Annotated in this window: 25 protein-coding genes; 11 read left to right on the plus strand and 14 right to left on the minus strand. The window is 71.8% G+C overall.

The window, feature by feature from the left end:
- Positions 1-9: 9 nt before the first annotated feature.
- From AB0B94_RS26620 to AB0B94_RS26640, 5 genes are all read right to left on the minus strand, one after another.
- Complete coding sequence (locus AB0B94_RS26620; RefSeq protein WP_238669169.1) at positions 10-804, minus strand: ABC transporter ATP-binding protein; 795 nt, start codon at positions 802-804, stop codon at positions 10-12.
- A gap of 4 nt (positions 805-808) precedes the next feature.
- Positions 809-1,813 carry an ABC transporter substrate-binding protein gene (locus tag AB0B94_RS26625; protein WP_091400123.1) on the minus strand — a complete coding sequence of 335 codons (1,005 nt, stop codon included), beginning with the start codon at positions 1,811-1,813 and terminating at the stop codon, positions 809-811.
- 23 nt (positions 1,814-1,836) lie between these two features.
- Positions 1,837-2,805 (minus strand): ABC transporter permease, encoded by a 969-nt coding sequence (locus AB0B94_RS26630; protein WP_357286037.1) that lies wholly within the window; start codon positions 2,803-2,805, stop codon positions 1,837-1,839.
- 168 nt (positions 2,806-2,973) lie between these two features.
- On the minus strand, positions 2,974-3,690 hold the full coding sequence (locus AB0B94_RS26635; RefSeq protein WP_357286041.1) for a cupin domain-containing protein: 717 nt from the start codon (positions 3,688-3,690) through the stop codon (positions 2,974-2,976).
- Positions 3,683-4,027: a cupin domain-containing protein gene (locus AB0B94_RS26640; RefSeq protein ID WP_357286045.1), complete on the minus strand. Its 345-nt coding sequence runs from the start codon at positions 4,025-4,027 to the stop codon at positions 3,683-3,685. Before AB0B94_RS26640 ends, AB0B94_RS26635 begins: the two co-directional genes overlap by 8 nt.
- A gap of 93 nt (positions 4,028-4,120) precedes the next feature.
- On the opposite strand from AB0B94_RS26640, the gene AB0B94_RS26645 reads away from it, so the two are divergent.
- A complete protein-coding gene (locus tag AB0B94_RS26645; protein ID WP_357286048.1) occupies positions 4,121-5,194 on the plus strand; it encodes a LacI family DNA-binding transcriptional regulator in 1,074 nt (357 codons plus the stop codon).
- On the plus strand, positions 5,191-6,210 hold the full coding sequence (locus AB0B94_RS26650) for an aminoglycoside phosphotransferase family protein (RefSeq protein ID WP_357286051.1): 1,020 nt from the start codon (positions 5,191-5,193) through the stop codon (positions 6,208-6,210). Before AB0B94_RS26645 ends, AB0B94_RS26650 begins: the two co-directional genes overlap by 4 nt.
- 52 nt (positions 6,211-6,262) lie before the next feature.
- On the opposite strand, the gene AB0B94_RS26655 is transcribed toward AB0B94_RS26650, so the two are convergent.
- The gene (locus tag AB0B94_RS26655; protein WP_357286054.1) at positions 6,263-6,925 is read right to left on the minus strand and encodes a fasciclin domain-containing protein; all 663 of its coding nucleotides are present in this window, start codon (positions 6,923-6,925) and stop codon (positions 6,263-6,265) included.
- 133 nt (positions 6,926-7,058) lie between these two features.
- Between AB0B94_RS26655 and AB0B94_RS26660 the strand changes: the two genes are divergently transcribed.
- Positions 7,059-7,544 (plus strand): GNAT family N-acetyltransferase, encoded by a 486-nt coding sequence (locus AB0B94_RS26660; RefSeq protein WP_357286057.1) that lies wholly within the window; start codon positions 7,059-7,061, stop codon positions 7,542-7,544.
- Between the two features lie 151 nt (positions 7,545-7,695).
- On the opposite strand, the gene AB0B94_RS26665 is transcribed toward AB0B94_RS26660, so the two are convergent.
- Complete coding sequence (locus tag AB0B94_RS26665) at positions 7,696-8,979, minus strand: MFS transporter (RefSeq protein WP_357286060.1); 1,284 nt, start codon at positions 8,977-8,979, stop codon at positions 7,696-7,698.
- Between the two features lie 125 nt (positions 8,980-9,104).
- Here AB0B94_RS26665 and AB0B94_RS26670 point away from each other — a divergent pair, with 125 nt between their 5' ends.
- Together AB0B94_RS26670 and AB0B94_RS26675 are read left to right on the plus strand one after the other, a co-directional pair.
- Positions 9,105-10,307, plus strand: coding sequence for an FAD-dependent oxidoreductase (locus AB0B94_RS26670; protein WP_357286063.1), 1,203 nt, complete (start codon positions 9,105-9,107; stop codon positions 10,305-10,307).
- Positions 10,304-11,221, plus strand: coding sequence for an RNA polymerase sigma-70 factor (locus AB0B94_RS26675; protein WP_357286066.1), 918 nt, complete (start codon positions 10,304-10,306; stop codon positions 11,219-11,221). Before AB0B94_RS26670 ends, AB0B94_RS26675 begins: the two co-directional genes overlap by 4 nt.
- Before the next feature lie 16 nt (positions 11,222-11,237).
- On the opposite strand, the gene AB0B94_RS26680 is transcribed toward AB0B94_RS26675, so the two are convergent.
- Positions 11,238-12,143 carry a LysR family transcriptional regulator gene (locus tag AB0B94_RS26680; RefSeq protein WP_357286069.1) on the minus strand — a complete coding sequence of 302 codons (906 nt, stop codon included), beginning with the start codon at positions 12,141-12,143 and terminating at the stop codon, positions 11,238-11,240.
- A 152-nt stretch (positions 12,144-12,295) separates the two neighbouring features.
- On the opposite strand from AB0B94_RS26680, the gene AB0B94_RS26685 reads away from it, so the two are divergent.
- A complete protein-coding gene (locus tag AB0B94_RS26685; RefSeq protein WP_357286075.1) occupies positions 12,296-13,234 on the plus strand; it encodes an SDR family NAD(P)-dependent oxidoreductase in 939 nt (312 codons plus the stop codon).
- Between the two features lie 56 nt (positions 13,235-13,290).
- On the opposite strand, the gene AB0B94_RS26690 is transcribed toward AB0B94_RS26685, so the two are convergent.
- Complete coding sequence (locus AB0B94_RS26690) at positions 13,291-13,851, minus strand: NAD(P)H-dependent oxidoreductase (RefSeq protein ID WP_112672976.1); 561 nt, start codon at positions 13,849-13,851, stop codon at positions 13,291-13,293.
- Positions 13,852-13,988: 137 nt separating this feature from the next.
- On the opposite strand from AB0B94_RS26690, the gene AB0B94_RS26695 reads away from it, so the two are divergent.
- Positions 13,989-14,462 (plus strand): MarR family transcriptional regulator, encoded by a 474-nt coding sequence (locus AB0B94_RS26695; protein ID WP_238669158.1) that lies wholly within the window; start codon positions 13,989-13,991, stop codon positions 14,460-14,462.
- 84 nt (positions 14,463-14,546) lie between these two features.
- Here the strand turns inward: AB0B94_RS26695 and AB0B94_RS26700 are convergent, their stop codons facing one another.
- The 5 genes from AB0B94_RS26700 to AB0B94_RS26720 form a co-directional block, all read right to left on the minus strand.
- On the minus strand, positions 14,547-16,394 hold the full coding sequence (locus tag AB0B94_RS26700; protein WP_357286081.1) for an IucA/IucC family siderophore biosynthesis protein: 1,848 nt from the start codon (positions 16,392-16,394) through the stop codon (positions 14,547-14,549).
- Positions 16,391-16,999: a GNAT family N-acetyltransferase gene (locus AB0B94_RS26705; RefSeq protein ID WP_357286084.1), complete on the minus strand. Its 609-nt coding sequence runs from the start codon at positions 16,997-16,999 to the stop codon at positions 16,391-16,393. Before AB0B94_RS26705 ends, AB0B94_RS26700 begins: the two co-directional genes overlap by 4 nt.
- Entirely contained in the window at positions 16,996-18,273 is a 1,278-nt protein-coding gene (locus AB0B94_RS26710; protein WP_357286515.1) for a SidA/IucD/PvdA family monooxygenase, read from the minus strand. The genes AB0B94_RS26705 and AB0B94_RS26710 overlap by 4 nt, the downstream gene beginning before the upstream one ends.
- A gap of 35 nt (positions 18,274-18,308) precedes the next feature.
- Entirely contained in the window at positions 18,309-19,847 is a 1,539-nt protein-coding gene (locus AB0B94_RS26715; protein ID WP_357286091.1) for an aspartate aminotransferase family protein, read from the minus strand.
- 80 nt (positions 19,848-19,927) lie between these two features.
- Positions 19,928-20,959, minus strand: coding sequence for an ABC transporter substrate-binding protein (locus AB0B94_RS26720; RefSeq protein WP_357286094.1), 1,032 nt, complete (start codon positions 20,957-20,959; stop codon positions 19,928-19,930).
- Between the two features lie 157 nt (positions 20,960-21,116).
- Here AB0B94_RS26720 and AB0B94_RS26725 point away from each other — a divergent pair, with 157 nt between their 5' ends.
- Genes AB0B94_RS26725 through AB0B94_RS26740 form a run of 4 tightly spaced genes read left to right on the plus strand, consistent with a single transcriptional unit; the run spans position 21,117 to position 26,078 of the window.
- Complete coding sequence (locus AB0B94_RS26725; RefSeq protein ID WP_357286518.1) at positions 21,117-22,145, plus strand: iron chelate uptake ABC transporter family permease subunit; 1,029 nt, start codon at positions 21,117-21,119, stop codon at positions 22,143-22,145.
- Positions 22,142-23,170 (plus strand): iron chelate uptake ABC transporter family permease subunit, encoded by a 1,029-nt coding sequence (locus AB0B94_RS26730; RefSeq protein WP_357286097.1) that lies wholly within the window; start codon positions 22,142-22,144, stop codon positions 23,168-23,170. Before AB0B94_RS26725 ends, AB0B94_RS26730 begins: the two co-directional genes overlap by 4 nt.
- 29 nt (positions 23,171-23,199) lie before the next feature.
- Positions 23,200-24,024: an ABC transporter ATP-binding protein gene (locus AB0B94_RS26735; RefSeq protein WP_145788821.1), complete on the plus strand. Its 825-nt coding sequence runs from the start codon at positions 23,200-23,202 to the stop codon at positions 24,022-24,024.
- Positions 24,021-26,078 carry a penicillin acylase family protein gene (locus AB0B94_RS26740; protein ID WP_357286102.1) on the plus strand — a complete coding sequence of 686 codons (2,058 nt, stop codon included), beginning with the start codon at positions 24,021-24,023 and terminating at the stop codon, positions 26,076-26,078. Before AB0B94_RS26735 ends, AB0B94_RS26740 begins: the two co-directional genes overlap by 4 nt.
- Positions 26,079-26,127 lie beyond the last annotated feature (49 nt).

Below are 26,127 nucleotides of genomic sequence, written 5' to 3' on the forward strand. Positions count from 1 at the left end.
GATCCGCGCTCAGTGGTTGGCGGCCGCGCTGCCGAGCAACCCACGCAGGTCGGTGGCGAGCCGGTCGAAGCGGGGGTCCGACATCACCTGCGCGTAGTCGCGGTGCGCCGGCAGCTCGACCGGGAAGGTGCGGATGATCCGGCCGGGCCGGGGACTCATCACCACGACCCGGGTGCCGAGGAAGACCGCCTCGGCGATGGAGTGGGTGACCAGCACCACGGTGGTTCCGGTCTCCCGCCAGATCCGGTGCAGTTCGGCGTTCATCTGCTCGCGGGTCAGTGCGTCCAGGGCACCGAACGGTTCGTCCATCAACAGCACCGGCGGGGAGTGCAGCAGCGCGCGGCAGAGCGCCACCCGCTGCTGCATGCCGCCGGACAACTCGTGTGGCAACGCCTTCTCGAAGCCGGTCAGGCCGGTCATCTCGATCAGCTCGTCGGCGCGGCGGGCCGCCTGCGCCCGATCCATGCCGCGCATCTCGGCCTGGAGCAGGATGTTGGCTCGGGCACCGCGCCACTCCAGCAGGGCGGCCTTCTGGAAGACGAAGCCGATCTCCTTCTGCGGGCCGCGCACCGGGCGCTCCAGCAGCGAAACGTCACCGCTGGTCGGCTTGACCAGCCCCGCGACGATCTTCAGGAGGGTGGACTTGCCGCAGCCGGACGGGCCGACGATAGTGACGAACTCGCCCGGCTCGATGTCCAGCGACACGTCGTCCAACGCTGTGGTCTGCGACCGTCGGGTGGTGAACCGGACTGTCAACCCGGACATCCCGATGGCGGTGCCGGTGGCTGCCGGCGCGGCGGTCACCGGGTCACCCCTGCGCCGCGTACGAGGAGTCCCAGTACGCGCTGGGCGCTCCCGGGTCCTTCAGCTCGGCGTAGCGCGACATCAGGTCGATGGTCTCGGTCCACTGGGCCTCGGTGTTCACCCCGGGCGGGCCGTCCGCGCCGATCAGTGGCATGTTGAGCGTGAGCTGCTTGGTGAGCACCTCGGGCGCCGGCTCGTTCTCGGCCAGAGCCGTCATCGCGCTCACCGCGCCGGCCGGGTCCCGGGCGGCGTCGGCCCAGGACTTCTGGGTTGCCCGGACGAACTTGCGGACCAGCTCCGGGTCCTTCTGCAGGGTCTGGGTGTTGGCGATCAGGCCGGTGCCGAGCAGGTTCATCCCGTAGTCGGCGAAGAGCAGCACGTCGACCTTCTTGCCGGTCTTGCTCTCGATGGTGGGCGCCTGGTCGTGGAAGAAGCCCATGATGGCGTCGACCTTGCCCTCGGCCAGGGCGGCGATCTTGCCGGCGGCGTCGACGTTGACCACCTTGACGTCGTCCTTCTTGAGGCCGTTCTTCTCCAGCCAGGCCGGGAAGGTCGCGTAGAGGGCGTCGCCGGGGGTGCCGCCGACGGTCTTGCCCTTGAGGTCGGCCGGGGTCTTGATGTTCTCCTCGGTGAAGAACTCCACGGAGGAGGGTCCCTTCTCCAGGTACGCGCCGAGGCTGCGTACCGGCATGCCGCTGGCCACCGACTTCAGCAGCACCGGGCTGTCCGCCCACCCGAAGTCGGTCTGCTTCTGGGCGACCTGCTTGACGGTGTTGCCGGAGCCGTTGCCGGGCAGGATCTTGAGGTCGATGCCCTCGGCGGAGTAGTAGCCCTTCTGCAGGCCGTAGTAGAAGGGCGCGTGCTCGCCGTAGGGCACCCAGTTGAGGGTGAGGGTGACCTGCTTGCTGCCGTCGGCGTTGGTGCTGCCGGCGGGATCGTCCCCGCCGCAGCCGGTGGCGGCGAGGAGCAGGGCGGCGGTGGCCAGGATGGTGGTGGCGGTGCGTTTCATCGGTGCCTCCGTGATGGGGTCGGTCAGGAGGTGGTGAGGGACACGCCGGCCCGGCGGCTGGCGTGCCACGGAATGAGCAGTGCCTCGGCGATCTCGACCAGGACGAACAGGACGATGCCGATGGCCGACATCAGGATCAGGTCGGCGAACAGCAGTGGGGCGTCGAGGTTGCCGTTTGCCAGCAACAGGACGTAGCCGAGCCCTTCGCTGGCGCCGACGAACTCACCGACCACGGCACCGACCACGGCGAGGGTGACGGCCACCTTCAGGCCGGCCATCAGGTGCGGCAACGCGTTCGGGAAGCGAATCTTGCGGAAGGTGCGCCACGGCCCGGCGCCCATCGTGGCGGCGAGGTCGAGCAGCTCCGGGTCGGTGGAGCGCAGCCCGGCCACGCCGGAGATGACCACCGGGAAGAACGCGATGAGCACGGCCAGGATGATCTTCGGGGTGAGGCCGAGGCCGAACCAGACCACCAGCAGCGGCGCGATGGCGATCTTCGGGATCACCTGTGCGAACAGGACGATCGGGTAGAGCGCCTTGTCCAGGGTGCGGGAGTAGGCGATGGCGACGGCTGTGACCAGACCCAACGCGGCCGCCAGCACGAAGCCCAGCACCGTCTCGTAGAGGGTCACCACTGAGTGCCGGGCCAGCTCGGACCACTGGGTGGTCATCGTCTCCCAGACCTGGCCCGGGGTGGGCACCAGGTAGTTCGGGACGTACTCGCGGGCCGCCACGAACCACCAGGCGGCGAAGAAGACCGCGAGCACCAACGCCGGGCGCCAGAGCGAGTCGGCGAAGGTCACCGCCCGCCGACCGAGCGTGGGACGTGGTGGACGCCCGCCGCCGGTCGGCGGCTTCAGCACAGTGGACGACCGTGTGCCGCCGAGGCCGTCCGCACCGACCCCGCCGGGCCCGGCGGCGGTTGCTCGCGCACCACCGGCCTGGTCGGCGGCGGCCTGCCGGCCCGCCGTGTCCAAAGAGTTCTCGGTCACGCGGAACCTCCTCGGGGCCCGGCACGACGCCCATTGAGCGGGGCCGGTCGACGGATCAGGCAAACGCTTTCCTGGAGCGTAGGCGGCCCCCTCACGCCGGGCAAGGCCTTTCCTCGATCTGTTTCCACCGATGCCTGGCAGCCGCCGACAGCAGTCCCGAAGGGACTGTCAACCGGCCGCCGGATAGGTGTCGAGCAGGCCGCACATACCCAACCGGCCCCGCTCGACCGGCTCACTCACCGCGTACACCCCGGCGTCGCCCAGGTGGCCGGGATCCCCCCGCCCCAGGGCGTCGAGCTGCGCGGCGGTGTCGGCGGCGGCGCGGCCCGCGCCGACCTCCCACCGCTGCCGCCACCTCGTCAGCAACGGCTGGCGCAGGGCGATCGCGTGGGCGTGGAACGCGGCCAGCGCCGCCGGACCACCGGAGCGCAACGCCTGGAAGCCGGTCACCGCCAGATCCCGGCGGCGGTACGCGGCCCGCACGTCCGCGCCCGGCGCCCCCCCGTCGGGCAACGCCGCCGCCGCGGCGTACGCGGCCGGGTCGGCCAGCACCTCGGATGGGAAGGTCAGCACCGCGTCGCCCGCCTCGGGTAGGCCGCTGTTCTGCATCAGCACCACGATGCGCAGCCCGCCGGCGTTGACCAGGCGATGCACGGTGCCCGGCTCGAACCAGACCACCACCCCCGGCCGCAGCGGCGTCTCCCGACAGCCGGCCATGGTCAGGGTCTGCACCACGCCCTCGCCGTCGGTCACCACGTACCCCTCGGTGCAGCACAGGTGCACGTGCGGGGTGCCGCCGACCAGGCCGTCCGGGGCCACCGTGTCGTAGACGCGCAGCCGGGACACCCCGATCCCGCCGGGCAGCGGTGCCGGCCGATCACGCATCGAAGTACTCGTCGGTGTCGTCAGCGGCCGGCAGGGACACCAGCAGCACCGTCAGATCGCCGATGGCCCGGTGCCGACAGCCCGGCTTGATCAGGAAAGCGGACATCGGCCTCGCGGGGTGCCGGACGCCGTCCAGCTCGATCTCGCCCTCACCGGCGAGCACGATGTAGTACTCGGTGGCGATCCGGTGGTGGTGGGTCACCGCGTCCTGCACCTGGAGCAGATGCACGCTGGCCTGGCCCTCGCTCTCGGCGATGAAGCCGCGGCGGGTGGTTCCACACGAGCAGCGCCGGGCGGGCAGGTCGTCAAGTTGACGTACCGCGAAGCGATCGGACACGGCCGGGCCTCCCTGCGGGAAAGGGCTTTCTCTGCGGTACGGTGACGCTAGCCGGAGCGACGAAACGTCGTCAACAGATCGAGGGGGTGGGCCATGGCGACCCTGTCCGATGTGGCCCGCCGGGCGGGCGTCTCGCCCGCCACCGCCTCCCGCGTCATCAACGGCAGCAGCAAGCCGGTCACCGACGAGCTGCGCGAACGGGTGCTCGCCGCCGTCGCCGAGTTGCAGTACGTGCCGAACGCGCACGCCCAACTGCTGGCCCGCTCGCACCGCAGCGCGGTCGGCGTGATCGTGCACGACGTCTCCGACCCGTACTTCGCCGAGATCACCCGGGGGCTGCAACGGGTCGCCACCGACCAGGGCCGGCTGCTGATGATCTGCAACAGCTACCGGGATCCGGACCGCGAGCTGGAATACGTGGAGCTGCTGCGCGGCCACCAGGTGGCAGCGCTCATCCTGGCCGGCTCGGGCTACCACGACGAGGCGTTCACCCGGCAACTCAACGAGAAGCTCGCCGCGTACGAGGCCACCGGTGGGCGGGTGGCGGTGATCGGCCGACACGAGCACTCCGGCGACGCGGTGATGCCTGACAACCGGACCGGTGGCTACCTCGCCGGGCGGGAGCTGTGCTCTCTGGGGCACCGGGCGATCGGCGTGGTCGCCGGCCCGCGCATCCTGACCACCACCACCGACCGGCTCGCCGGCCTCCGGCAGGCCCTCAGCGAGCAGGGCCGCGAGCTGCCCGAATCGCGCATCCGGTACGCGGAGTTCGACCGCGACGGTGGCGCGGAGGCCACCGCCCGGCTACTCGACGCCGACCCGGAGCTGACCGCGATCGTGGCGCTCAACGACTCGATGGCCATCGGCGCGCTCGCCACCCTGCGCACACGTGGGTTGGCAGTGCCGCAGCAGATCTCGGTGCTGGGTTTCGACGACATGCCGATCGCCCGGGACGTGACACCGGCGCTGACCACAGTGCGACTGCCCCTGGTCGACATGGGGGTGCGGGCGATGTCCCTGGTGCTCGGCGTCGGAGCACCGACCCCCCGGGTCGAGGTGCTCCCCGCCGAGCTGGTCCGCCGCGACACCGCCGGTCCCGTTCCCCGGTCCACCCGCGCCACAGCGGGTTCCGCGCCTCGCGCACGGCGAGGTGACAACACGTCGTGACCAGTGCCAGCCCGACCCAGCGGCCCCTCACCCGCGCCGACGTGGCGTACCTGGTCGGTGCGTCGTTCGGGCCACACACCCGGGTACGGGACGCCGGTCCGCTGGCCGGCGGCGGGTACGCGACGGTCTGGTGGGTGCTGCTCGACGACGACCGTCGGGTGGTGCTGAAGCTGGCCCCGGCGGCCGGAACGCCGCTGCTGCGCTACGAGCGCGGGCTCTGCGCCGCCGAGGAGCGCTACTTCCGGCTCGTCGCGCAGCGGGCGCCGCAGGTGCCCGTCCCCCCGGTGCTCGGGCGCGGCGCCGACCCGGCGTACGGCGAGTGGTTGGTCACCGCGATGCTGCCCGGCCGGTCGCTGGCCGACCTGGCCGAGGCCGGTGTCGTGGTCGACGACGGCCCGGCGCGCTACGACCTCGGGGTGGCCCTCGCCGCGGTGCACCGGATCACCGGTGAGCGGTTCGGGTACGACGATGACCGGGCCTCCGGGCCGACCTGGCGGGCGGCGTTCACGGCGATGCTCGACGCGCTCCTGGCCGACGCGGTCGACTGGGACGTCCGACTGCCGGTCACGCCGGAGCAGCTGCGCGCGCTGGTGGGGCGGCACGCCGACGTGCTCGACGAGGTGCGTCGACCGGCGCTGCTGCACTTCGACTGCTGGGACGGCAATGTGCTGGCGGCACCCGACGGCTCCGGCCGGTTACGGCTGCGCGGCCTGGTGGACGGCGAGCGGTTCCTCTACGGCGACCCACTGCTGGACCTGGTCTCGCCGCTGCTCTTCCGGCGCGTCGAGGACGAGCCGGAGCACCCGGTGCTGCGCGGCTACCAGGCCGGCGCACCCGAACCGTTGGTGCTGAACGCTTCGGCACGCCGCCGCCTCGGCCTCTACCGGTTGCACCTCTACCTGCTGATGACTGTGGAGATGCCCAGCCGCGCGATGACCGCGCACAGCCATCCCGGGCGGTACGCCCGGCTGGCGGCCCTGCTCGACGAGGAACTCGCCGCGCTCGCCTCGGGCTGACGGCCCGGCGCGGGTGGCGTCCGCCGCGTGGTCGGACGCCACCCGCCCCCGGTCAGGGCAGGTCGATCGGGCGCAGCACCCGGTCCACGGCGTGCGCGATCTGCCGGTTGCCCTTGTTGACGTCGTAGGAGACGACCCGGGCGTCACGGTCGTTGGTGTCGGCGTCGACCAGCCGCACCTGGCGGAAGAAGTACAGGTAGGTGCGTACGTCGACCTCGACGGAGGAGCCGAGCGCTGTGGTCAGGTCCGTGCCGTCGGCCCGGACCGCCGTCCTGCGGTCGATGGTGGCGCCCGGGACCACGTGGTAGAGCAGCACCGACTCGACGGTGTCGATGCCCAGCCCGGCCACGGCGGTGAAGGCGGCGCTCTCACTCGGCAGCTTCCGGGCCTGTGTGATCTCGCGGACCAACTGCTGGAAGGCCGCGTCGGTGGGAATGAACGCGGTCAGCGCCACGGTGCCGTCGGTGAGCACCTTGACCGGCGAGTTCGGCTTGGCCTCCAGCACGGCCAGCACGGCCGCCGTCAGGACGTCGAAGTCACGCGAGTTGCTGTCGAAGCCGCTCTTGTCCTTGGTGAGCACCTGGGCGAGTGACGTCGTACCGAGCGGCGTGGGCTTGCTGGTGGCCTGGGCGGCCGGTACGGCGACAGTGGTGGTGGCCAACGCGGTGGCCACGGCGCCCACCGCCATCCGGGCGGCGATTCGTGCGATCTTCATCAGCGGGCCTTTCGTCGAAGCGACCGGATCCGTGACGTCTCGTCACGACCCATGCTTCGCACCGGGGACGCCGCGCGGATGCAGCCCGCGATATCGCGTTGTCCGGGACTCGTCCGGGGCTTAGCCTCCCCGGGTGCTGATTCGGGAGTTCGTCGACCAGGACTGGTCGCAGGTGTGGCCGATCATCGAAGAGGTGATCCGGGCACAGGAGACCTTCGTCTACGACCCGGCGATGACCGCCGAGCAGTCGTACGGCATGTGGGTCGAGGCGGCGCCGGCGCGGACCGTCGTCGCGGTCGACGGCGAGCGGGTGCTCGGCACCGCGAAGATGGGCACCAACAGGCCCGGTCCGGGCGCGCACGTGTCCACCGCCAGCTTCATGGTCGCCGCCGCCGCGCGGGGCCGGGGCGTGGGGACCGCGCTGTGCCGCGACGCCCTGACCTGGGCCCGCCAGCAGGGGTACGCCGGCATGCAGTTCAACGCAGTGGCCGAGAGCAACGGGTCGGCGGTGCGGTTGTACCAGCGGGAGGGCTTCGAGGTGGTCGGCACCGTGCCGGGCGCGTTCCGTCACCCCACCCTCGGCCGGGTCGGCCTGCACGTGATGTACCAGGAGTTCTGAAACCAACCTCCGCGCCCGCTCGGCTCGCGCGGGAGGCCACTGTGGTGGTCGGCGCCTTTGGAGCTGATGTCACAAACGAATCGGCCGCTGGTTGGGCCGTCCGGATCTTCCCCACGGCCTGAATCGTTTACGACATCAGCTCCAAAGCGTCTTAACTAACGGTGCCGGCGGCCGGAGCCGGGCCCAGCAGCCCGGGCTGCCCGGCGACCGGCTCCGCGCCGGCACGACGGATCGGGGTGAAGAGGCCGCCGACCGCGACCAGCAGGCATCCCGCGCCCGCCGCGAGCGTGACCGCCGGAGTCCCGTACCGGCCGGCGGCCCAGGTCAGCACGACAGCGCCGGCCGGACCGAGGGCGTAGTGCGTGCTCCAGAACGCCGACGTCACCCGGCCCAGCAGGTGATCGGGGGTGATCTCCTGACGCAGGGACATCGAACAGATCCCGCCGACACTGACACAGCACAGGTACACAGCGGTCAGCGTGGTGACCGCCGGCACGGTGTTGGCGATGCCGACCCCCGCCACGGCGAAACCGCAGATCGCGTGCGCGCCGATCCAGGTGGCGCCGAAGCCACGACGACGGCGCAGCGGGGCCACCAGCAGCGCACCGGCGACAGTGCCCAACGCCGCCAGGCCGAGCACCGTGCCGACGGTGCCCGACGAGCCGCCGAGGTCGTGCGTGACGTGGTAGATCAGCACGTCGACGAAGCCGTAGGTGAGAAAGATGAAGACCGACAACAGGACTGTCAGCGCGCGCAGCACGGGCTGCCGCCACAGGAACCGCGCCCCGGCAAGGAACTCAGCCAGCGGGCGTTGCCGGGCCATCCCCTCGTCCACCTGAACGGGACGCAGGCGGATCAACCACAGGCCGGAAGCCGAGAGCGCGAAGCTCGCCGCGTTGACGGCGATGGCGGTGGCCGGGCCGAAGCGGGCCGCCACCACACCGGCGAGCAGCGGCCCGAGGACGGCCGCCGCCGCGTACGTCGCCTGCAACCGGCCGTTGGCCTCGGTGATCCGATCGGAGTCGACGAGGTTACGGACCGCGGTCACCGCGGCGACCTGGAACAGCATGCCGGCTGCCTCGCAGATCGGCAGCACGACGAAGAGCAGCCAGACCTGCGGGCCGGCGAGCCACGCCAGTGGCACCACCGCGTAGAGCACCAGCCGGGTCAGGTCCGCCACGATCATCAGGGTGCGGCGGTCGTACCTGTCGACGAGCACCCCACCGAAGATCCCGGCGACGACTGACGCCGCGCCCGCGACGGCGGTGAGCAGGCCCATCTTCGCCACCGACCCGGTCGCCTGGAGCACCAGCAGCGGCACCGCCAGGTAGGCGAACGAGTCACCCGCCGCCGAGAGTGACTGCGCGACCCAGTACGTGCCGAAGGTCCGGTCCCTCCAGAGCGGAGTCCGCCCGTTTGTGGCAGATCGGCTCATCGCGCCAAGGGTAGTCAACGTGGTCGTCCGACGCTGGCCGTGACGGGCGCCACAGGGCTGCCATGTCACGAACCGACGAGCGGCACGCATCTCATGGTCGTCACGTCGATCAGAGAGGCGAAACAATGAACACAGCGCAACGACAGGTCCCGGCGGGCACACACCACGTGCTGATCCTCGGCGCGGGCTACGCGGGCCTGGCCGCGGCGACCCAACTCGCGGCCCGGACCAGGCGGGCCGACGTGCAGGTGACGGTGGTCAACGCGCAGGAGCGATTCACCGAGCGCCTCCGGTTGCACATGACGGCGACCGGGCAGCGGCTCGCCGAGCTGGACATCCCTGAGCTGCTGGCGGGAACGGGTGCGCAGTTCGTGCGCGGCTGGGTGACCGCTGTGGACGCCAACGCGAAGACCGTCCGCGTCGACGACAGCCGGGTGCTGCGCTACGACACCCTGGTCTACGCGTTGGGCAGCGTGACGGACACGGCGGCGGTCCCTGGCGTCGAGGAGCACGCGTACGCCCTGGACGCTCCGAGCGGCGCGACCACGCTGGCGGACCGACTGGCACGGCTCGGCGCCGGCACTGTCGTCGTGGTCGGCACCGGGTTGACCGGGGTCGAGGCGGCCGCGGAGATCGCGGAACGGCACCCGGAGGTCGGTGTCACGCTGGTGGGCCAGCAGGACCCGGGAGCGGGCATGAACCCGAAGGCCCGGGCGTACCTGCGGGGAGCGCTGACCCGCCTCGGCGTCCAGGTGATCACCGGAGCGGCGGTCACCGCTGTCCGGCCCGACGCTGTCGAACTGGCCGGTGTGGAGACCGTGGCGGCCGACGTCGTGCTCTGGACGGGTGGCACCCGGGTGGCGCCGCTGGCCGCCGCCGCCGGGCTGACCGTCGACGAACGCGGTCGCGTCGTCACCGACTCGGCGTTGCGGTCGGTGTCGCACCCCGAGGTGTACGCGATCGGCGATGCGGCAGCCATCCGGCAGGGGTACGGGGTGCTGCACGGCACCTGCCAGAGCGGCATGCCGACCGGCGTGCACGCGGCGGTGTCGATCGCTCGCGCGCTGCGGGGCAGGCAACCCAGGCCGTTCCGGTTCGGTTACTACCACACGCCGGTGAGCCTGGGTCGAAACGACGCGGTGGTGCAGTTCACCCACCCCGACGACAGCCCTCGCCGCGGGTGTCTGACCGGGCGGATGGCGGTCTGGTACAAGGAAACCGTGAGCGCTTCGCCCTGGCCGACCTACCGTCGCATGTCGCGGTTGCCCTCCTCCGGCGCGTTCTGGCCGCGTGGTGGCCGCCTCACCCGCCTGCGGGACGCGCGGTGACGCACCCGCCGGACGCCGACGAGCAGGTGTTCCACAGTCACCGCAACCTGCTGTTCTCGGTGGCCTACCGAATCCTCGGCAGCGCGGCCGATGCCGAGGACGCCGTGCAGGACGCCTGGATCAGCTGGTCCTCGGCAGACCGCTCCCAGGTCGCCGACCCCAGGGCGTACCTCGCCCGCATCGTGTCGAACCTCGCGTTGCAGCGCCTACGCTCGGCCCGGCACCACCGCGAGACCTATCCGGGGCCGTGGTTGCCCGAGCCCGTGCTGACCGAAGGGGACGCCGCCGACGCCGTCACCGACGCCGAGTCGGTGTCGATGGCGATGCTGGTGGTGCTGGAGACTCTCAGCCCACTCGAACGCGCCGTGTTCGTCCTGCGGGAGGTCTTCGACTTCAGCCACGCGGAGATCGCGGCGGCGGTGGAGCGCTCCGAGGCCGCGGTCCGCCAGACCGCCCACCGTGCCCGCGAGCATGTGCGGGGCCAGCGGCCACGTTTCACGGCGGACCGGTCGCAGCAACGGGGGGTCACCGAGCGGTTCCTCGCCGCCGCGACCGGTGGCGACATCAACACCCTGCTGGAGCTGCTGTCCCCCGACGTCGCGTTGTGGACCGACGGTGGCGGTAAGGTCCGGCAGGCACTGCGTCCCGTCAGGGGTGCGGGAACTGTCGCCGCGTGGTTCGCGGCCATCGGCACCGTCACCTACCAGGGGGTTGCGCCGCACGACATGCGCGCCGCCCTGGTCGAGATCAACCGGGGGCCGGGTCTGGTGTTCAGCGGTGCGGGTCGGGTGGTCGCCACCGTCTCCTTCGACATCGACGCCGACGGCCGCATCACCGCCATCCACAACGTCGCCAACCCCGACAAGCTTCGCGCCGTCGCCGACGGCACCACCCACCACCTCGCGACGCGTTGAGCCGGCCGACTCCCCGTCAGCCGGTGCTGGTGAGGTCGGTCGTCGCCGCGAGCTCGGTGACCACGTCCAGGAACCGGCGCAGCCCAGGCGCGGTATTGCCCGCCAACCACACCATCTCGGTGTACGCGTAGGCGCCGGCCAGCGGGACGAACACCACGCCGGTGCGGCGGAGACTCGCCGCCGAGCAGGCGAGTCGGGTGACGCCGAGTCCGGCGGCGACCAGGCCGAGGAGGCTCTGCACGCCGGCCTCCTCCTGAACGACTGTCGGTACGAAGCCCGCTTCCCGGAACTGCTCCTCGTAGGCACGGTGCCAGGGTTCCCAGGAGCCGCGCGGCGTCATGACCCACTGTTCGTTGGCCAGGTCGGCGAGGGTCAACTCGTCGCGCCCGGCGAGCGGGTGGCCCTCGGGCAGCACCGCGCAGACCGGTTCGGTGGTCAGTCTCCTGGACTCCAGGCCGGGAACGAGCGGGGTCCGGGTGAAGGCGACGTCGAACTGCCCGTCGAGAACGCCCTGGACCAGGGGCGCGATGCTTGTGGACTCGGTGGTCAGGTGCAGGTCGGGCAGGTGGTGGCGGACCGCCCGGACCACCGGGGGCAGCAGGTGGTTGGCGACTGTGGTCAGGAAGGCGAGCCGGAGGGTGCCGACCTCACCCCGCAGGGCCCGCCCCACGACGGCGACGGCCTGCTCGGCGCGGTCGGTCACGGCGCGCGCCTCGGGCACGAACAGGGCGCCGATGTCGGTGAGGGTGGTGCCGCGGCTGTCGCGGTCGAACAGTTTCGCCCCGAGGGCGCGTTCCAGCGCGGTGATCTGCTGCGAGAGCGACTGCTGGGCGATCATCAGGCGGGCGGCGGCCCGGGTGAAGCTCAGCTCCTCAGCGAGGACCAGGAAGTACCGCAGTTGTCGCAGCTCAGGCGTGGCCACAGGAACAGACTGTAGCCACGCCAGGAAGCGCGTGTTGGCGGTCCGCGTAGACCTCCGCGCACGATCGGTGCGGAGGGCGGTGCCGGCACGCCGTACGCCTGTACGGCGAGCTGCCACTGTCACGCGAGGACACCTACCGAAGGAAATCGATCATGTCGGGATCACGCGTCAGCACGCCGTTCAACGCCCGGTCCACCGCCGCCGACGTCGTGGCCGGTGTCGACCTGACCGGGCGACGCGCCATCGTCACCGGCGCCTCGTCGGGCATCGGGGTGCAGACCGCCCGGGCGCTGGCCATGACGGGCGCCGAGGTGACACTGGCGGTACGGGACGTGCGGGCCGGCGAGCGGACCGCGCGGGAGATCGCCGCCGGGACCGCGAACCGCCTGCTCCGGGTCGCGCCCTTGGACCTGTCCGACCAGCGGTCGGTCGCCGAGTTCGTGGCCGCCTGGGACGGGCCCCTGCACATCCTGGTCAACAACGCCGGGGTGTCGGCGACCCCGGAGATGCGCACGGCGGAGGGTTGGGAGTTGCAGTTGGCCACCAACCACCTCGGCCACTTCGCGCTCGCCAACGGCCTGCACCGGGCCCTCGCCGCGGCCGGTCGGGCCCGCGTGGTGTCGCTGAGTTCCATCGCCCACGTTCAGGCCCCGATGGTCTTCGAGGACGTCAACTTCCGGGAACGCCGGTATGACCGGCTGCTCGCCTACGGCGAGTCGAAGACCGCCACCGCGCTGTTCGCTGTCGAGGCGAACCGGCGTTGGGCCGGCGACGGCATCACCGTCAACGTGGCCAATCCGGGCGCGGTCGCCACCAACCTGGGACGGCACCTCACCGAGCAGGACTACGCGCAGCTTCCGGCATTCGATTTCAAGACCCCGCAGCAGGGAGCCGCGACGTCCGTGCTGCTCGCCGCCGGGCCGCAGTTGGAGGGCATCGGCGGCCGGTACTTCGAGGACTGTGCGCAGGCGGTGCGCCACGACCCGGCGGACCCGCTGCGCGGCGTCGCCGACCACGCGATCGACCCCGCGGCGGCGGCGCGACTGTGGCAGCTCTCGCTGGATCTGTTCGCCGGCGCGGAGCGTGCCTGAACGTCCGGGAACGGCCGTGGGATCCCCCGCGGCCGTTTCCGGACGACGCGAACCGCTCAGCCCTTGCGCAGCGGGGCGAGCGCGGTGCTCCAGGCGACCACCTGGTCGAGCGTGGCGGTCAGCGAGTCCTGGTGGAACTGGTTGGGCTTGAAGACGCTGAAGTTCTCGAAGTCGGTGAAGAGCGACAGGGCGACCTGCGAGCGCACGTCGGCCATCTGGAGCTCACCGGAGATCAGACGCAGGTGCTCCACGGCGCGCGTCCCGCCGACCGAGCCGTAGCTGACGAAGCCGACGGCCTTGTTGTTCCACTCGGCGTAGAGGAAGTCGATCGCGTTTTTCAGGGCGCCCGAGGTCGAGTGGTTGTACTCGGGGGTGACGATGACGAACCCGTCGAACGACGCGATCGTCTCGGCCCACCGCTTGGTGTGCGGCTGGGTGTACTGGCCCATCGAGGGCGGGTACGCCTCGTCGAGGTGCGGCAGCTGGTAGTCGAGCAGGTCGATCAGCTCGTACTCCGCGTCGGAGCGCTGCTTGGCGATCTCGAGCACCCAGCGGGCGACGGCCTCGCCGTTACGCCCCGGGCGGGTGCTTCCGAGGATGATCCCGATCCTGGTCATGTGTGGCGCCTTTCAGAGGTCCTTGCCTGACGACCGGAACGCTAGCCGGTGCTTGATTGGTCAAGCAAATATGTGGCCTATGGGCGTGGTCACACGGAGGGTGAGCACTTGCTCGGTCAAACAAGTATGATACGAGGATGTCCAACACCTCCGCAGCGACTCCGCAACCCCTCACCCCAGACGAGGAAGCGCTGGTCCGCGCCCTGGGTCAGGTCATGCACGTGCTGCCCCGCGCGATCGACGCGGACATGGTCGGTGACCGTCAGCTACCGCTCACCGAGTACACGGCGCTGATGAACCTCTCCGAGACACCGGACCGGCGGATGCGCATGAACGAGCTCGCCGCGCTCTGCCACCTCTCCCTCAGCGGCATGACCCGCACGATCATCAGGCTGGAGACGCAGGGCCTGGTCCGTCGGGAACGGTGCGAGGAGGACGCGCGCGGGTGGAACGCCGTCCTCACCGACGCGGGCTACGCCCGCCTGGAGGAATCCTGGCCGAGTCACCTGGCCGCCGTACGCCGCCGGTTCCTCCAGCACTTCGAGGGCCTCGACCTCGCCGCGTTGGCCCGCGCGTTCCAGCAGGCCGGCACGGCAGAGCCGACCGACTGAGCCAGCGCCGGCCCGGTCGGTCGGCAACCCGCCCATTCGCCTACTGCACCCGCTGGCGTGCGCGCCGACCACACGCGACAGCGATCACCGGGCCGGGGCGTGGGCGGCGAGCGGGTTGGTGAGGGTGCCGACGAACTGGAGCGCCGCGGACGGGTCGGCCAGGTCGATCATCTGCTGGTTGTCGCGCAGTTGCAGCCGGTTGAGGCAGGACAGCGTGAACTCCGGCGCGAACAGGTCGTAGTGGCGGACCCGTTCGGCCAGGTGCGGCACCCGGTCGAAGTAGTCGGCGGCGCAGGCAGCGACAGTGCGCCAGAAGTCGTCCTCGGCGAGCACACCGGCCTCGACCAGGACGGCGTTGAGGTGCCGCAGGAAGCAGTCCACCACGTCGGTGAAGATGCTCAGCAGCTTGGTGTCGTCGGGCACCTCGACGCGGATCCGCTCCACCGCCGCCGGCAGCTCGACCCTGTCGCTCATCACCGCGATCTCCTCGGCGATGTCCTTGAAGATCACCCGCTGGACGGTGTCCTGCTCGTCGAGGACCAGGATGACGTTCTCGCCGTGCGGCATGAAGGCCAGATCGTGGGCGTAGAAGCTGTGCAGCAGCGGGGTCAGGTACGCGTCCAGGTAGCGACGCAGCCACACCTCGGGCGCCAGGCCGGACCGGGCGATCAGCGCGGCCGCCAGTGACCCGCCCTCGTCGTCGACGTGCAGCAGCGCGGCCATGGTGGACAGCCGCTGCCCCGGCGCCAGCTCGGGCACCGGGCTCTCCCGCCACAGGGCTGCCAGCATCTTGCGGTACGGGGAGGTGCGCTCGGTCGCCGCCTCGTACTGCCGGTGCCGGTAACCCACAGCGGCTCGCTCCCGGATGACTGTCAGGCCGGTGCCGGTCAGCACCTCGTCGCCGGCGATCAGGTCGGCCAGCCAGTCGTTGATCGCCGGGGTGGCCGCCATGTACGCCGCCGACAACCCCCGCATGAAGCCCATGTTCAGCACCGACAGCGCGGTCTTGACGTAGTGCCGCCCCGGCTCGCTGACGTTGAAGAAGGTTCGGATGGACTGCTGGGCGAGGTACACGTCCGGCCCGGGCCCGAGGTGCACCAGCCGCCGCTGGGCCAACTCGCCGGCGAAGGTGACAGCCAGCTTGTTCCACCACTGCCACGGGTGCGCCGGGATCAGGTGGTAGTCGGCGAGGTCCAGCCCGAGATCGGCCATGGTGCCCGCGAACCGGGCCCGGGTCTCGGCGTCCAACTCGCGCTCGATGAGCGTGTCGTAGTCGAGGTCGGCGGCGCTGCTGAACGTCGAGTGGTCCCGGTGCGCGGCCAGCCACTCCAGCCGCACCGGCGCGGCGGCCTCCGGGGCGTACCGGTGGTACTCGTCGACGCCGAAGCCGAGCCGGCCGTTGTTCGCCACGAAGCACGGATGGCCCTCGGTCATCGAGGTCTCGATGGTCTGGAAGTCCGCCTCGGCCAGCTCGGCGGCGCTCGGCGCGGCCTGGGCCAGCTTGTACGCCGTACCCGCCAGCGTCGAGGTGATCTCCTCCAGGTAGACCGGGAGCACCCGCGCGGAGAGCCCGAGGGTGTCGCGCAGTTCGACGATGAGGTCCACCGCGTCGGGGGCCACTGACGTGCCGTCGCGGTGTCGGGTGATGCTGTCCGCGTCGATCTGCCAGTGCGCCAGGGCGAGCACCCGCGCCGCGAACCGGTAGGCGACGGTGCCGTCGTCGCTGCGGACCTCGTACCACTGCCGCTCATCGGGGCCGGTCACGGCCTCCGGGCGAAGCAGCCGCTCGTGGGTGAACTCGGCGAGAGCCTTGCGGACCAGCAGCCGGTTGGCCCGGGCCCAGCGCTGCGGGGTGAGGTGCCCGACCGGGTCGCCGGAGGCGCTGTGCGCGGTGGCGACTGGCGTGTGGGTGGGGACGGCGGTGGTGGTCACGCCGGGGCTCCTTCGGTTCGGGTGGCAGCGGCGCTGTCGACAGTGGCGCGATCGGCGGCGGCCTGGAACTGGGCCCGGGTGCAGACGCTGAGCAGCGCGTCCTTCTCGGGCTTGACGATCGGGCCGACGACGGTGAAGCCGACGGCGGCGTTCAGCGCGTGCACAGCGGTGTTGCGCACGTCCGGTTCGACCACCACCCGTCGGGTCGTCGGATCGGCGAAGAGCCACGCCATGACGGTGCCGATCACCGCCCGGGTGAAGCCGTGCACCGGCGCGTCGACCGGCGCGCAGAGGAAGTGCATGCCCACGTCACCGGGCTGGTGGTCGTACAGGCCGACCAGCTCGACGTGGGCCGGGTCGTAGCGCTCCGCCAGGAAGGCGGGACTCCCCCGCCACAGGCCGAGGTACGCGTCGTGGTGCGGGTGCTCGACGATGCGCCGGTACTCCTCGGTGACCTGGGCCAGGTCGGCGTCCTGCATCATCCAGAACGCCGCCTTCGGGTGGGTCACCCAGGTGTGCAGCAGCGCCGCGTCGGCGTCCGAATCGAGCGGCCGCAGCGCGAACTCACCGAGCCTGTCGTCGACGTGGGTGAAGACGGTGGTCACGACGACACCCCGAACTCCTGGAAGGTGATGCTCTTCTCGATCGGGTAGTGCTCCCGGCCGAGCAGCTCGCTGATGATCCAGGAGTTGCGGTAGGCGCCCATGCCCAGGTCCGGTGAGGTGATGCTGTGCGTGTGGGTGCCCGCGTTCTGTAGGAAGATGCCCCGCCCGCTGTGGTCGATGCTGTAGTTGCGGGCCACGTCGAAGCGGCCGTGCGCGTCCCAGCGGATCCGGTCCCGCACCGGCGTGAGGAACTCCGGCACCCGGTAGTGGTAGCCGGTGGCCAGGACGAGGCCCTCGGTACGCAGGACGAAGTCGCGTTCCTGTTCCACCTGACGCAACCCCAGCGTGTACTGCCCGTCCCGGTGCTCGGCGCTGACCAGCTCGGTGTTGGTGAGCAGGCGGGTGTTCACCGGCCCGTCGACGCTGTGCGCGTAGAGCAGGTCGAAGATGTCGTTGATCAGGTCGGCGTTGATTCCCTTGAACAGGCCCTTCTGCTCGGACTCCAGCCGGTAGCGGGTCGCCTCGGGCAGGGCGTGGAAGTAGTCCACGTAGTCCGGCGAGGTCATCTCCAGCGTCAGCTTGGTGTATTCGAGCGGAAAGAACCGCGGCGACCGGGTCACCCAGTTGAGCTGGTAGCCGTAGCGGTCGATGTCGCCGAGCAGGTCGTGGTAGATCTCGGCGGCGCTCTGCCCGCTGCCCACCACTGTGATGCTGCGCTTGGCGCGCAGCGCCGAGCGCTGCTCCAGGTAGTGGGAGTTGTGCACGGCGTCACCGGGCAACTCGGCCACGGCCGGGGGCAGGTGCGGCGGGGTGCCGGTGCCGAGCACCAGGTGCCGGGCCCGGTATTCCACCGTCTCCCCCGTGCCGGTGCTGGCCCGCACCACGTACCGCTCGTCGGCGGTGTCGTACTCCACAGTTGTCACGCTGTGACCGAAGCGCAGGTTCGGCAGTTTCGCCGCCGCCCACCGGCAGTACGCGTCGTACTCACTGCGCAGCGGGTAGAAGCTCTCCCGGATGTAGAACGGGTACAGCCGGCCGATCTCCTTGAGGTAGTTGAGGAAGGAGTACGGCGACGTCGGATCGGCGAGGCTGACCAGGTCGGCGATGAACGGGGTCTGCAACCGGGCGGACTCCAGCAGCATGCCGGGGTGCCAGGCGAGGCTCGGCCGCGCCTCCAGGAACACGCCGTCGAGCTCGTCGATGGGCGCGGTGAGGCAGGCCAGGCCCAGGTTGTACGGGCCCAACCCGATGGCGACGAAGTCGTGGGTGGACATCGGGGTCTCCAGGCGCGGGTTCGTGGTCACCGGCGTCAGCCGACGTGGCAGGTCAGGTCGGCGTCGACGTGGTCGTGCACGTACCGGCCGGCGTGGGTGGCGATCAGGTCGAGCACGTACCCGACGTCGTCGACTGTGGTTTCCGGGTTGAGCAGTGTGAACTTCAGGAAGTGCCGGCCATCCACCCGGGTCCCGGCGACCACTGCGAGACCGGACGCCGCGAGGGCCTCCCGGGCGTGCAGGTTGGCGGCGTCGGCCAACTCCCGGCCGGAGCCGGTGGGCAGGTACCGGAACACCACAGTGCTCAGCTCCGAGCGCGTCACCACCTCGAAGCGCGGATCCTCGCTGACCAGCTGCCAGGCGTCGGCGGCCCGGTCGACGACCTCGTCGAAGAGCCCGCCGAGCGCGTCCGGGCCCATCACCCGCAGGGTGAGCCAGAGCTTCAGCGCGTCGAAGCGGCGGGTGGTCTGCAGGCTCTTGTCGACCTGGTTGGGGATGCGCTGTTCCACCATCCGGGCCGGGTTGAGGTAGTCGGCGTGGTACGTGACGTGCCGCAACGTCCGCCGGTCGCGGACCAGCAGCGCGCTGGAGCTGACCGGCTGGAAGAACGACTTGTGGAAGTCCACTGTCACCGAGTCGGCACGCTCGATGCCGTCGAGCAGGTGCCGGCGCGTCGGTGAGACGAGCAGACCGCAGCCGTACGCGGCGTCCACGTGCAGCCAGACGTCGGCTGCCGCGCAGATCCCGGCCAGCTCCGTGAGCGGGTCGATCGAGCCGAAGTCTGTGGTGCCGGCGGTGCCGACGACGGCCATCACCACGAGCCCGGCCTGGCGGCACCGCACGATCTCCGCACTGACCGCTGCCGCGCTGATCCGTCGCCGGGTGTCGGTGGCCACCGCGATGACCGCGTCCGGGGAGAGGCCGAGCAGTTTGGCCGACTTCTGCACGCTGAAGTGGCCGGCAGCGGAGGTGATCACGCGCAGCCGGGGCAGCAGCTCCGCGCGCGCCGCCGGGCCGATGGCGTCGACGCACGCCTCCTCCCGGGCCAACAGCAGCGCCTGGAGGTTGGACTGGCTGCCGCCGCTGGTGAAGACCCCGTCCGGATGCGGACCGAGTCCGATCCGCTCGGCCGTCCAGTCGATCAGCCGGCGCTCGATGAGGGTGGCCCCGGCGCTCTGGTCCCAGGTGTCCAGTGAGGAGTTCACGGCGGTCAGCACCGACTCGCCGAGCAGTGCCGGGATGGCCACCGGGCAGTTGAGGTGGGCCAGGTAGCGGGGGTGGTGGAACCAGACGGCGTCGCGCAGGTAGACGTCCTCCAGCTCGTCGAGGGCGGCGCCGGCGTCGCCCAGCGGACGGTCCAGGTCCACCCGGTCGACAAGGGGGGCCAGTTCGGCCGGCGTGATTCCGGTGCCGGGACGGTCCACTGTGGCGACCCGACGGGCGACCCGGTCGACGCCGTCGGCGATTGTCCGGCGGTACTGCTCGACCGAGCCGCCATGCAGCAGCTGGGCCCGCGCGGCGGTTGACGCCGGTGGCGGCGTGGTGGTCTCGACTGGGTACGTCGGCACGGTCACGGAATGTCCTTCCACGTTCTCCACGAGGGCAGCCGGAATCCACCCCGGGCGCGGCGATGCGCCTCGGGATGTGGTTTCCGTCAGCTGACCTTCTTCGCGTTCCGGATGGCGGTGGCGAGGTTCTCCAACAGCGGCGCGGAGCCGGCGTACGAGAAGCGGGGCACCGCGTCCCACGGGCTCACCTGGTTGGCCTTGACCGCCGGCAGTTGCTGCCAGGTCGGCTTGGCGGTGAGGTCCTTGGCCTGTAGAGCGGTGCTGCGGTTGTCGAGCAGGATCAGGTCGGCCGGGAACTTGCCGGCGCTCTCCCAGCTCAGCGCCTCGAAGTAGTCGCCGGCTTCGAGCTTGGTGGGGACCACGATGTCGACGCCCAACTCGGCGAAGTACATCAGGTCGGTGCTGACCTTCGGGTTGGAGACGTAGAAGAGGTCGGGGCTGCCGGAGCAGGCCATCACAGTGATCCCGGGGTTGGCCTTGACCGCCTGCCGGACCGCCTCGGCGGCGGCGTCGAAGCGGGCTTTTCCGTCGGTGACCTTCTTCGCTGACAGGTCCGCGCCGAGCGACTCGGCCAGCGCCGCGTACCGCTCGATGGGCTTGGTCATCGGCACCCGGGCGGTGGTGATCGCCACACTGGGCGCCAGCGGGAGGATCTTGGCCTTGCTCTCGTCCGGCACGTACCAGAGCGCGTCCGGGTCGTACATGTGGGTGACAAGCAGTTCGGGGCGCAGCGCCGCGTACTTCTCCAGGCTGAACTCGCCCCACACGTTGCCGAGGATCTCGACGCCCTCGACGTTCAGGTCCCCGGCTTGCGGCTCGGCAGTGCCGTCGGCGCGCTTGGTCTCACCGAACACGCCCACGAGCTGCTTGTCGAGACCGAAATCGATCAGTGCCGCCGCCACGCCGGTGAAGGCCACCACGCGGGTCGGACGGGCCGCCGCCGCTACCTTCGTGCCGCGGTCGTCGGTGAACGACCAGGGGCCGTTTCCGTTGCCGGCGGCGGGTTTCGCGGCGTCGTCGGTGCCACAGGCGGCAAGCAGGGTGGCCAGTGTGGCAGCGCCACCGGCGGCCAGCAGGCCACGGCGGGAGAGGCGGCGGGCGGACAGGGCATCGGGCATGGTGTTGTCTTTCGATCAAGGGTTGGCCGGGGTCGACCAGGGCAGCGGGGTTAGGTTAGCCTAACCTCGGTCATTGTCAACAGCGGTACGTCGTGTCGCCACCACCCCGGAGCCCACACTGGACGCCACACCCACAGTCACCCGACCGGCACCACCCGTGCCGGCCAGCGAAGCGGCCGTACCCCCGAGCCGGCGTGGCCGTCGGGCGGCCCGCGCCGCCGGGCTGGTCAGCGCCGTGGCACTGCTCGCGGTGATCGTGGTGCTCAGCATCGCGGTCGGCGCGAAGGCCATGCCGCTCGCCGACGTCTGGTCCGGGTTGCTGCACCGCGACGCCACCGAGTACGCGGTGGTGCACCGGATGCGCCTACCCCGCACCCTGCTCGGGCTGCTCGCCGGCACCGCCCTCGGTGTGGCGGGCGCGGTCATGCAGGCCCTCACCCGCAACCCACTCGCCGACCCCGGGCTACTCGGCATCAACGCCGGCGCGTCCGCGGCCGTCGCCACCGCCGCCGCGTTCCTGGGCGTCACCGCCGTCGGCGGGTACGTCTGGTTCGCGCTGCTCGGCGCGGCGGCGGTGACCGCGCTCGTCTACGCCGTAGGCGGCGGACGCGGCGCCACACCGGCCCGGCTCGCGCTGGCCGGAGCCGCGCTCAACGCCACCCTCTACTCCTACGTGAGCGCGGTGATGCTGCTGGACACCGCGTCGCTGGAGCGGCTGCGCTTCTGGACCGTCGGCTCGCTGGCCAGCGCGGACTCCGCGACCGTCACCCGGGTGCTGCCGTTCATCCTCGTCGGGCTGCTGGTCGCGCTCGGTGCCGCCCGTCCGCTGAACGCGCTGGCGCTCGGCGACGACGCGGCGCGAGCCCTCGGCGCTCGACCCGCGCTGATCCGCGCCGCCGTCATCGTCGCCGTCACCCTGCTCTGCGGCGCGGCGACCGCCGCGTGCGGGCCGATCGTCTTCGTCGGGCTGCTCGTGCCGCACCTGGTCCGTGCCCTGACCGGCCCGGACCTGCGCTGGCTGCTGCCGTACTGCGCGGTGCTCTCACCCGCGCTGCTGCTCGGCGCCGACGTGCTCGGCCGGGTGCTGGGCCGCCCCGGAGAACTCCAGGTAGGCATGGTGACCGCCGTGCTGGGCGGCCCGCTCTTCCTGTGGCTGGTCACCCGCCGACCGGTGGCGCAACCGTGACAGTTCTGCGTACCTCATGGGGGTTGTCGCTGCGGTTCCGGCCCCGCGCGTTGGGCGTCGGTGCCGGCGCGGCGGTGCTCGCCGCCGGCTTCGGCCTGGTGGCCCTGGGCAGTGGTGACTACCCGATGGGGCCGGCGGACGTGCTCCGCACGCTGACCGGCGGCGGCACCGTCGCGGAGCAGTTCATCGTGCTCGAACTGCGCCTGCCCCGGCTGGTCACCGCAGTGGTGGTCGGCGCGGCGTTGGCGCTCGCCGGCACGGTGTTCCAGTCGCTGGTACGCAACCCGTTGGGCAGCCCGGACATTCTGGGCTTCACCCAGGGCGCGTCGACCGGCGCGCTGGTGGTGGTCGTCCTCGGTGGCAGCAGCCTGGCGTTGGCCGGCGCGGCGGTCGTCGGTGGCCTCGGCACCGGTCTGGTGATCTACGCGCTCGCCTGGCGGCGCGGAGTGCACGGCTACCGGCTCATCCTGGTCGGCATCGGGGTGGCCGCGATCCTGACCGGCGTCAACGGCTACCTGCTGACCCGGGCGCCCCTGATGGAAGCCGCCCGCGCGGTGCTCTGGCTCACCGGCAGCCTGGACGGACGGGGCTGGGCAAACGCCGGGCCGCTGCTCGCCGTCCTGGTCCTGTTGGCGCCGCTGGTGCTCGTCGGCTGCGCTCCGGCGCTGCGGATGATGGAGTTGGGCGACGACGCGGCCAGCGCCCTGGGGGTGCCGGTACGCCGGCTGCGCCTGGTACTGCTCGCTGCCGCCGTGCTGCTGGTCTCGTTCGCGGCAGCCGCCGCCGGGCCGGTGTCCTTCGTGGCGCTCGTCGCCCCGCACGTGGCGAAACGACTGACCCGGGCCCCTGGTCCGAACCTGCTGCCGTCGATGGCCGTCGGCGCGGCGCTGCTGGTCGGGGCCGACCTTGTGGCGCAGCGCGCGTTCGCCGGGCACCAACTCCCGGTCGGCGTGGTGACCGGCGTGATCGGCGGCGGTTACCTGGTCTGGCTGCTGGCGATGGAACGTCGGGCCGGCCGGCTGTGAACACCAGTGACGCCCTCGAAGGAGCACCCATGCGACCCGGCGATTCCCGACTCGGCGGCACCGCGCTGACCCTCGCCTACGACCAGCGCACCATCGCCGAGAACCTGACAGTGGCGGTGCCCGACAGATCCTTCACGGTGATCATCGGCCCGAACGCGTGCGGCAAGTCGACGCTGCTGCGCGCGCTGTCCCGGATGCTGCGCCCCAGCGCCGGTGCGGTGCTGCTGGACGGACGCGACATTCACGATCTGCCGGCCCGCACCGTGGCCCGGACACTCGGCCTGCTGCCGCAGTCGTCGATCGCACCGGACGGCATCAGCGTCGCCGAGTTGGTCGCCCGGGGTCGCTACCCCCACCAGGGGCTGCTGCGGCAGTGGTCCCGCGAGGACGAACGGGTGGTCGAGGAGTCGATGGCCGCGACCGGTGTCGACGACCTCGCCGACCGGGCGGTGGACGAACTGTCCGGCGGGCAGCGGCAACGGGTCTGGATCGCCATGGCACTGGCCCAGCAGACGCCCCTGCTGCTGCTCGACGAGCCGACCACGTACCTCGACATCGCCCACCAGATCGAGATCCTGGACCTCTGCGCCCGGTTGCACGAGGAGCAGGGCCGCACCCTTGTCGCGGTGCTGCACGACCTGAACCACGCGGCCCGCTACGCCACCCACCTGATCGCCATGCGCGACGGACGGGTGGTGGCCGCCGGGGAGCCGGCGTCGGTGGTCACCGCCGACCTGGTGGCGGAGGTGTTCGGGCTGCCCTGCCGGGTGATCGACGACCCGGAGACGGGCACCCCGCTGGTCGTCCCCGCGGCCCGACGCCGGGCCACCACAGTGGCCCCGGAGCCGGCGTGAGCGAGCGCAGCGCCCGGCGTTTCCGTGACCCGTGGGGGGTTCCGCACCTGCGGGCCGACGACCCGCTCGCCCTCGCCACGGCGCAGGGCCGGGTGACCGCGTACGACCGGGCCTGGCAGATCGAGGTGGAACGGCACCGCGCCCAGGGCACCAGCGCGGCGTTCCTCGGCCCCGACGCGCTCGGCTGGGACCGCTTCGTCCGGCAGGTCCGGCTCGACGACACCGCACGCCGCTGCCACGCGGCACTGGACCCGGCGACCGCCGAGTGGGTGGGCGCCTACGTGGACGGCGTCAACGCCAGCCTCGCCGCCGGGGCGGCCCGGTCACCGGAGTTCGCCGCCACCGGGCTGCGCCCTGGTCGGTGGGAGCCGTGGACGCCGCTCGCGGTCTGGCTGGGCCACCACATCCTGTTCGCCGGGTTCCCCGGCAAGCTCTGGCGCGAGCACGTGGCGCAGCGACTCGGGCCGGACGCGGTCGACAGGTTCGCCACCGACGGGCCCGCCGTGGCCGGCAGCAACGGGTGGCTGCTCGCCGCCGAGCGCACCGGCACCGGGGCGGCGCTGCTCGCCGGCGATCCGCACCGGTTCATCGAGGATCCCGGCGTCTACCAGCAGATCCGGCTGGCCTGCCCGGAGTACGACGTGGTCGGGTTGGCGGTGCCGGGTGTGCCGGGCATCGCGCACTTCGGGCACACCGGTCCGGTGGCCTGGGCGATCACCAACGCGATGGCCGACTACCAGGACGTGTACGCGGAGCGGCTGCGCCGCGACGGCCCCCGGGTGCAGGCGCTCGGCCCGGACGGCTGGCGACCGGCGCACCGCCACGTCGAAACGATCGAGGTGGCCGGGGCCGACCCGGTCGAGGTCGAGGTGGTGGAGACCGATCGTGGTCCGGTGATCGCCGGTGGGCCGGACGACGAGAGTGCCGTCAGCCTGCGCTACCCGCCCCGGGTTCGGGGTGACCTCGGTTTCGCGACGCTGCCGGAGCTGCTGCGCGCCCGCACCGTGGCCGATGTGGACCACGCCCTGCGGCACTGGGTGGAGCCGGTCAACGTGGTGCAGGCGGCGGACACCGCCGGAGGGCTGCTGCACCGGGTCGCCGGCGCGGTGCCGGTACGGCACCCGGAAAACGGTCGGCGGGTGGTCCCCGGATGGGACACCGCGTACGCCTGGCAGGGCTGGCACGCGCCGATGCCCAGCGCCGAGGTGGTCGGTAGGTCGGTGATGGCCAACGAGCGCGGGCTGGCGGCACCGCTCGGTGTGGAGTTCGCCGCAGCGCACCGGGCGCATCGCATCGCCGAGCTGCTCGACGCCCGTTCGGCCTGGACGGCCGACGAGATGGCCTCGGTGCACACCGACACGTACCTGGGCGCGGCCGGGCCGCTGCTGGCGGTCCTCGCCGAGTCGACGGGGCTCGGTCCGGCCGCCGCCGCGCTGCGTGAACGGCTGCTGCGCTGGGACCGCCGGATGGCCGCCGACAGCACGGACGCGGCGGCCTACGCCATCCTGCGGGCGGCTGTCGTACGTCGGATCGCCGCCCACCCGGCGCTGGCCGCGCTGGCCGAGCCGCCCGCGTACCCCGAGGTGTTCGCGCCCTGGCTGGCGCTGACGCCGCGGGTCGGTCACGCGCTGGAGCACCTGCTCGGCGCGACCCCGATGCCCGGCGTGGACATCGCCGCGCTGGTGGGCGCGGCCGCCGAGGAGGTCGCCGACGCGGCAGCCCGGCAGGTGCCCTGGGGGGACCTGCACCGGCTGGCGCCGTGGCGGGCCCTGCCCGGCCCGGACACCGGGCCCGGCCCCCGGCTCGACGGTGACCACGACTGTGTGTTGGCCACCTCCAGCGTGCCCGGGGTCACCCACTGGTGCTTCCGGGGGCCGGCGGCGCGCTTCGTCTGGGACCTGGCCCGCCGCTCGGACAGCCGCTGGGTGGTCCCCCTGGGCACGTGCGGGGTGCCCGGCGACAGGCACCACGACGACCAGAGCGCCGCCTGGCTGGCCGGCGACCTGCTGCCGGTCATCACGGACTGGGACCAGCTCGCCGAGGAACGGGGCTGACGGCGCCGGCCGCCGCCGGGGTGCGCGAGGCACCCCGAGCGACGGCCGG

The sequence above is a fragment of the Micromonospora sp. NPDC048986 genome, assembly GCF_040649335.1.
Taxonomy (GTDB): domain Bacteria; phylum Actinomycetota; class Actinomycetes; order Mycobacteriales; family Micromonosporaceae; genus Micromonospora; species Micromonospora alfalfae.

What these genes read in the sequence shown, in the direction of transcription:
- AB0B94_RS26625 (WP_091400123.1), bottom strand. Translation starts at nt 1,813, where the DNA reads ATGAAACGCACCGCCACCACCATCCTGGCCACCGCCGCCCTGCTCCTC.
- AB0B94_RS26635 (WP_357286041.1), bottom strand. Translation starts at nt 3,690, where the DNA reads ATGCGTGATCGGCCGGCACCGCTGCCCGGCGGGATCGGGGTGTCCCGG.
- AB0B94_RS26645 (WP_357286048.1), top strand. Translation starts at nt 4,121, where the DNA reads ATGGCGACCCTGTCCGATGTGGCCCGCCGGGCGGGCGTCTCGCCCGCC.
- AB0B94_RS26655 (WP_357286054.1), bottom strand. Translation starts at nt 6,925, where the DNA reads ATGAAGATCGCACGAATCGCCGCCCGGATGGCGGTGGGCGCCGTGGCC.
- AB0B94_RS26665 (WP_357286060.1), bottom strand. Translation starts at nt 8,979, where the DNA reads ATGAGCCGATCTGCCACAAACGGGCGGACTCCGCTCTGGAGGGACCGG.
- AB0B94_RS26670 (WP_357286063.1), top strand. Translation starts at nt 9,105, where the DNA reads ATGAACACAGCGCAACGACAGGTCCCGGCGGGCACACACCACGTGCTG.
- AB0B94_RS26685 (WP_357286075.1), top strand. Translation starts at nt 12,296, where the DNA reads ATGTCGGGATCACGCGTCAGCACGCCGTTCAACGCCCGGTCCACCGCC.
- AB0B94_RS26690 (WP_112672976.1), bottom strand. Translation starts at nt 13,851, where the DNA reads ATGACCAGGATCGGGATCATCCTCGGAAGCACCCGCCCGGGGCGTAAC.
- AB0B94_RS26695 (WP_238669158.1), top strand. Translation starts at nt 13,989, where the DNA reads ATGTCCAACACCTCCGCAGCGACTCCGCAACCCCTCACCCCAGACGAG.
- AB0B94_RS26710 (WP_357286515.1), bottom strand. Translation starts at nt 18,273, where the DNA reads ATGTCCACCCACGACTTCGTCGCCATCGGGTTGGGCCCGTACAACCTG.
- AB0B94_RS26720 (WP_357286094.1), bottom strand. Translation starts at nt 20,959, where the DNA reads ATGCCCGATGCCCTGTCCGCCCGCCGCCTCTCCCGCCGTGGCCTGCTG.
- AB0B94_RS26735 (WP_145788821.1), top strand. Translation starts at nt 23,200, where the DNA reads ATGCGACCCGGCGATTCCCGACTCGGCGGCACCGCGCTGACCCTCGCC.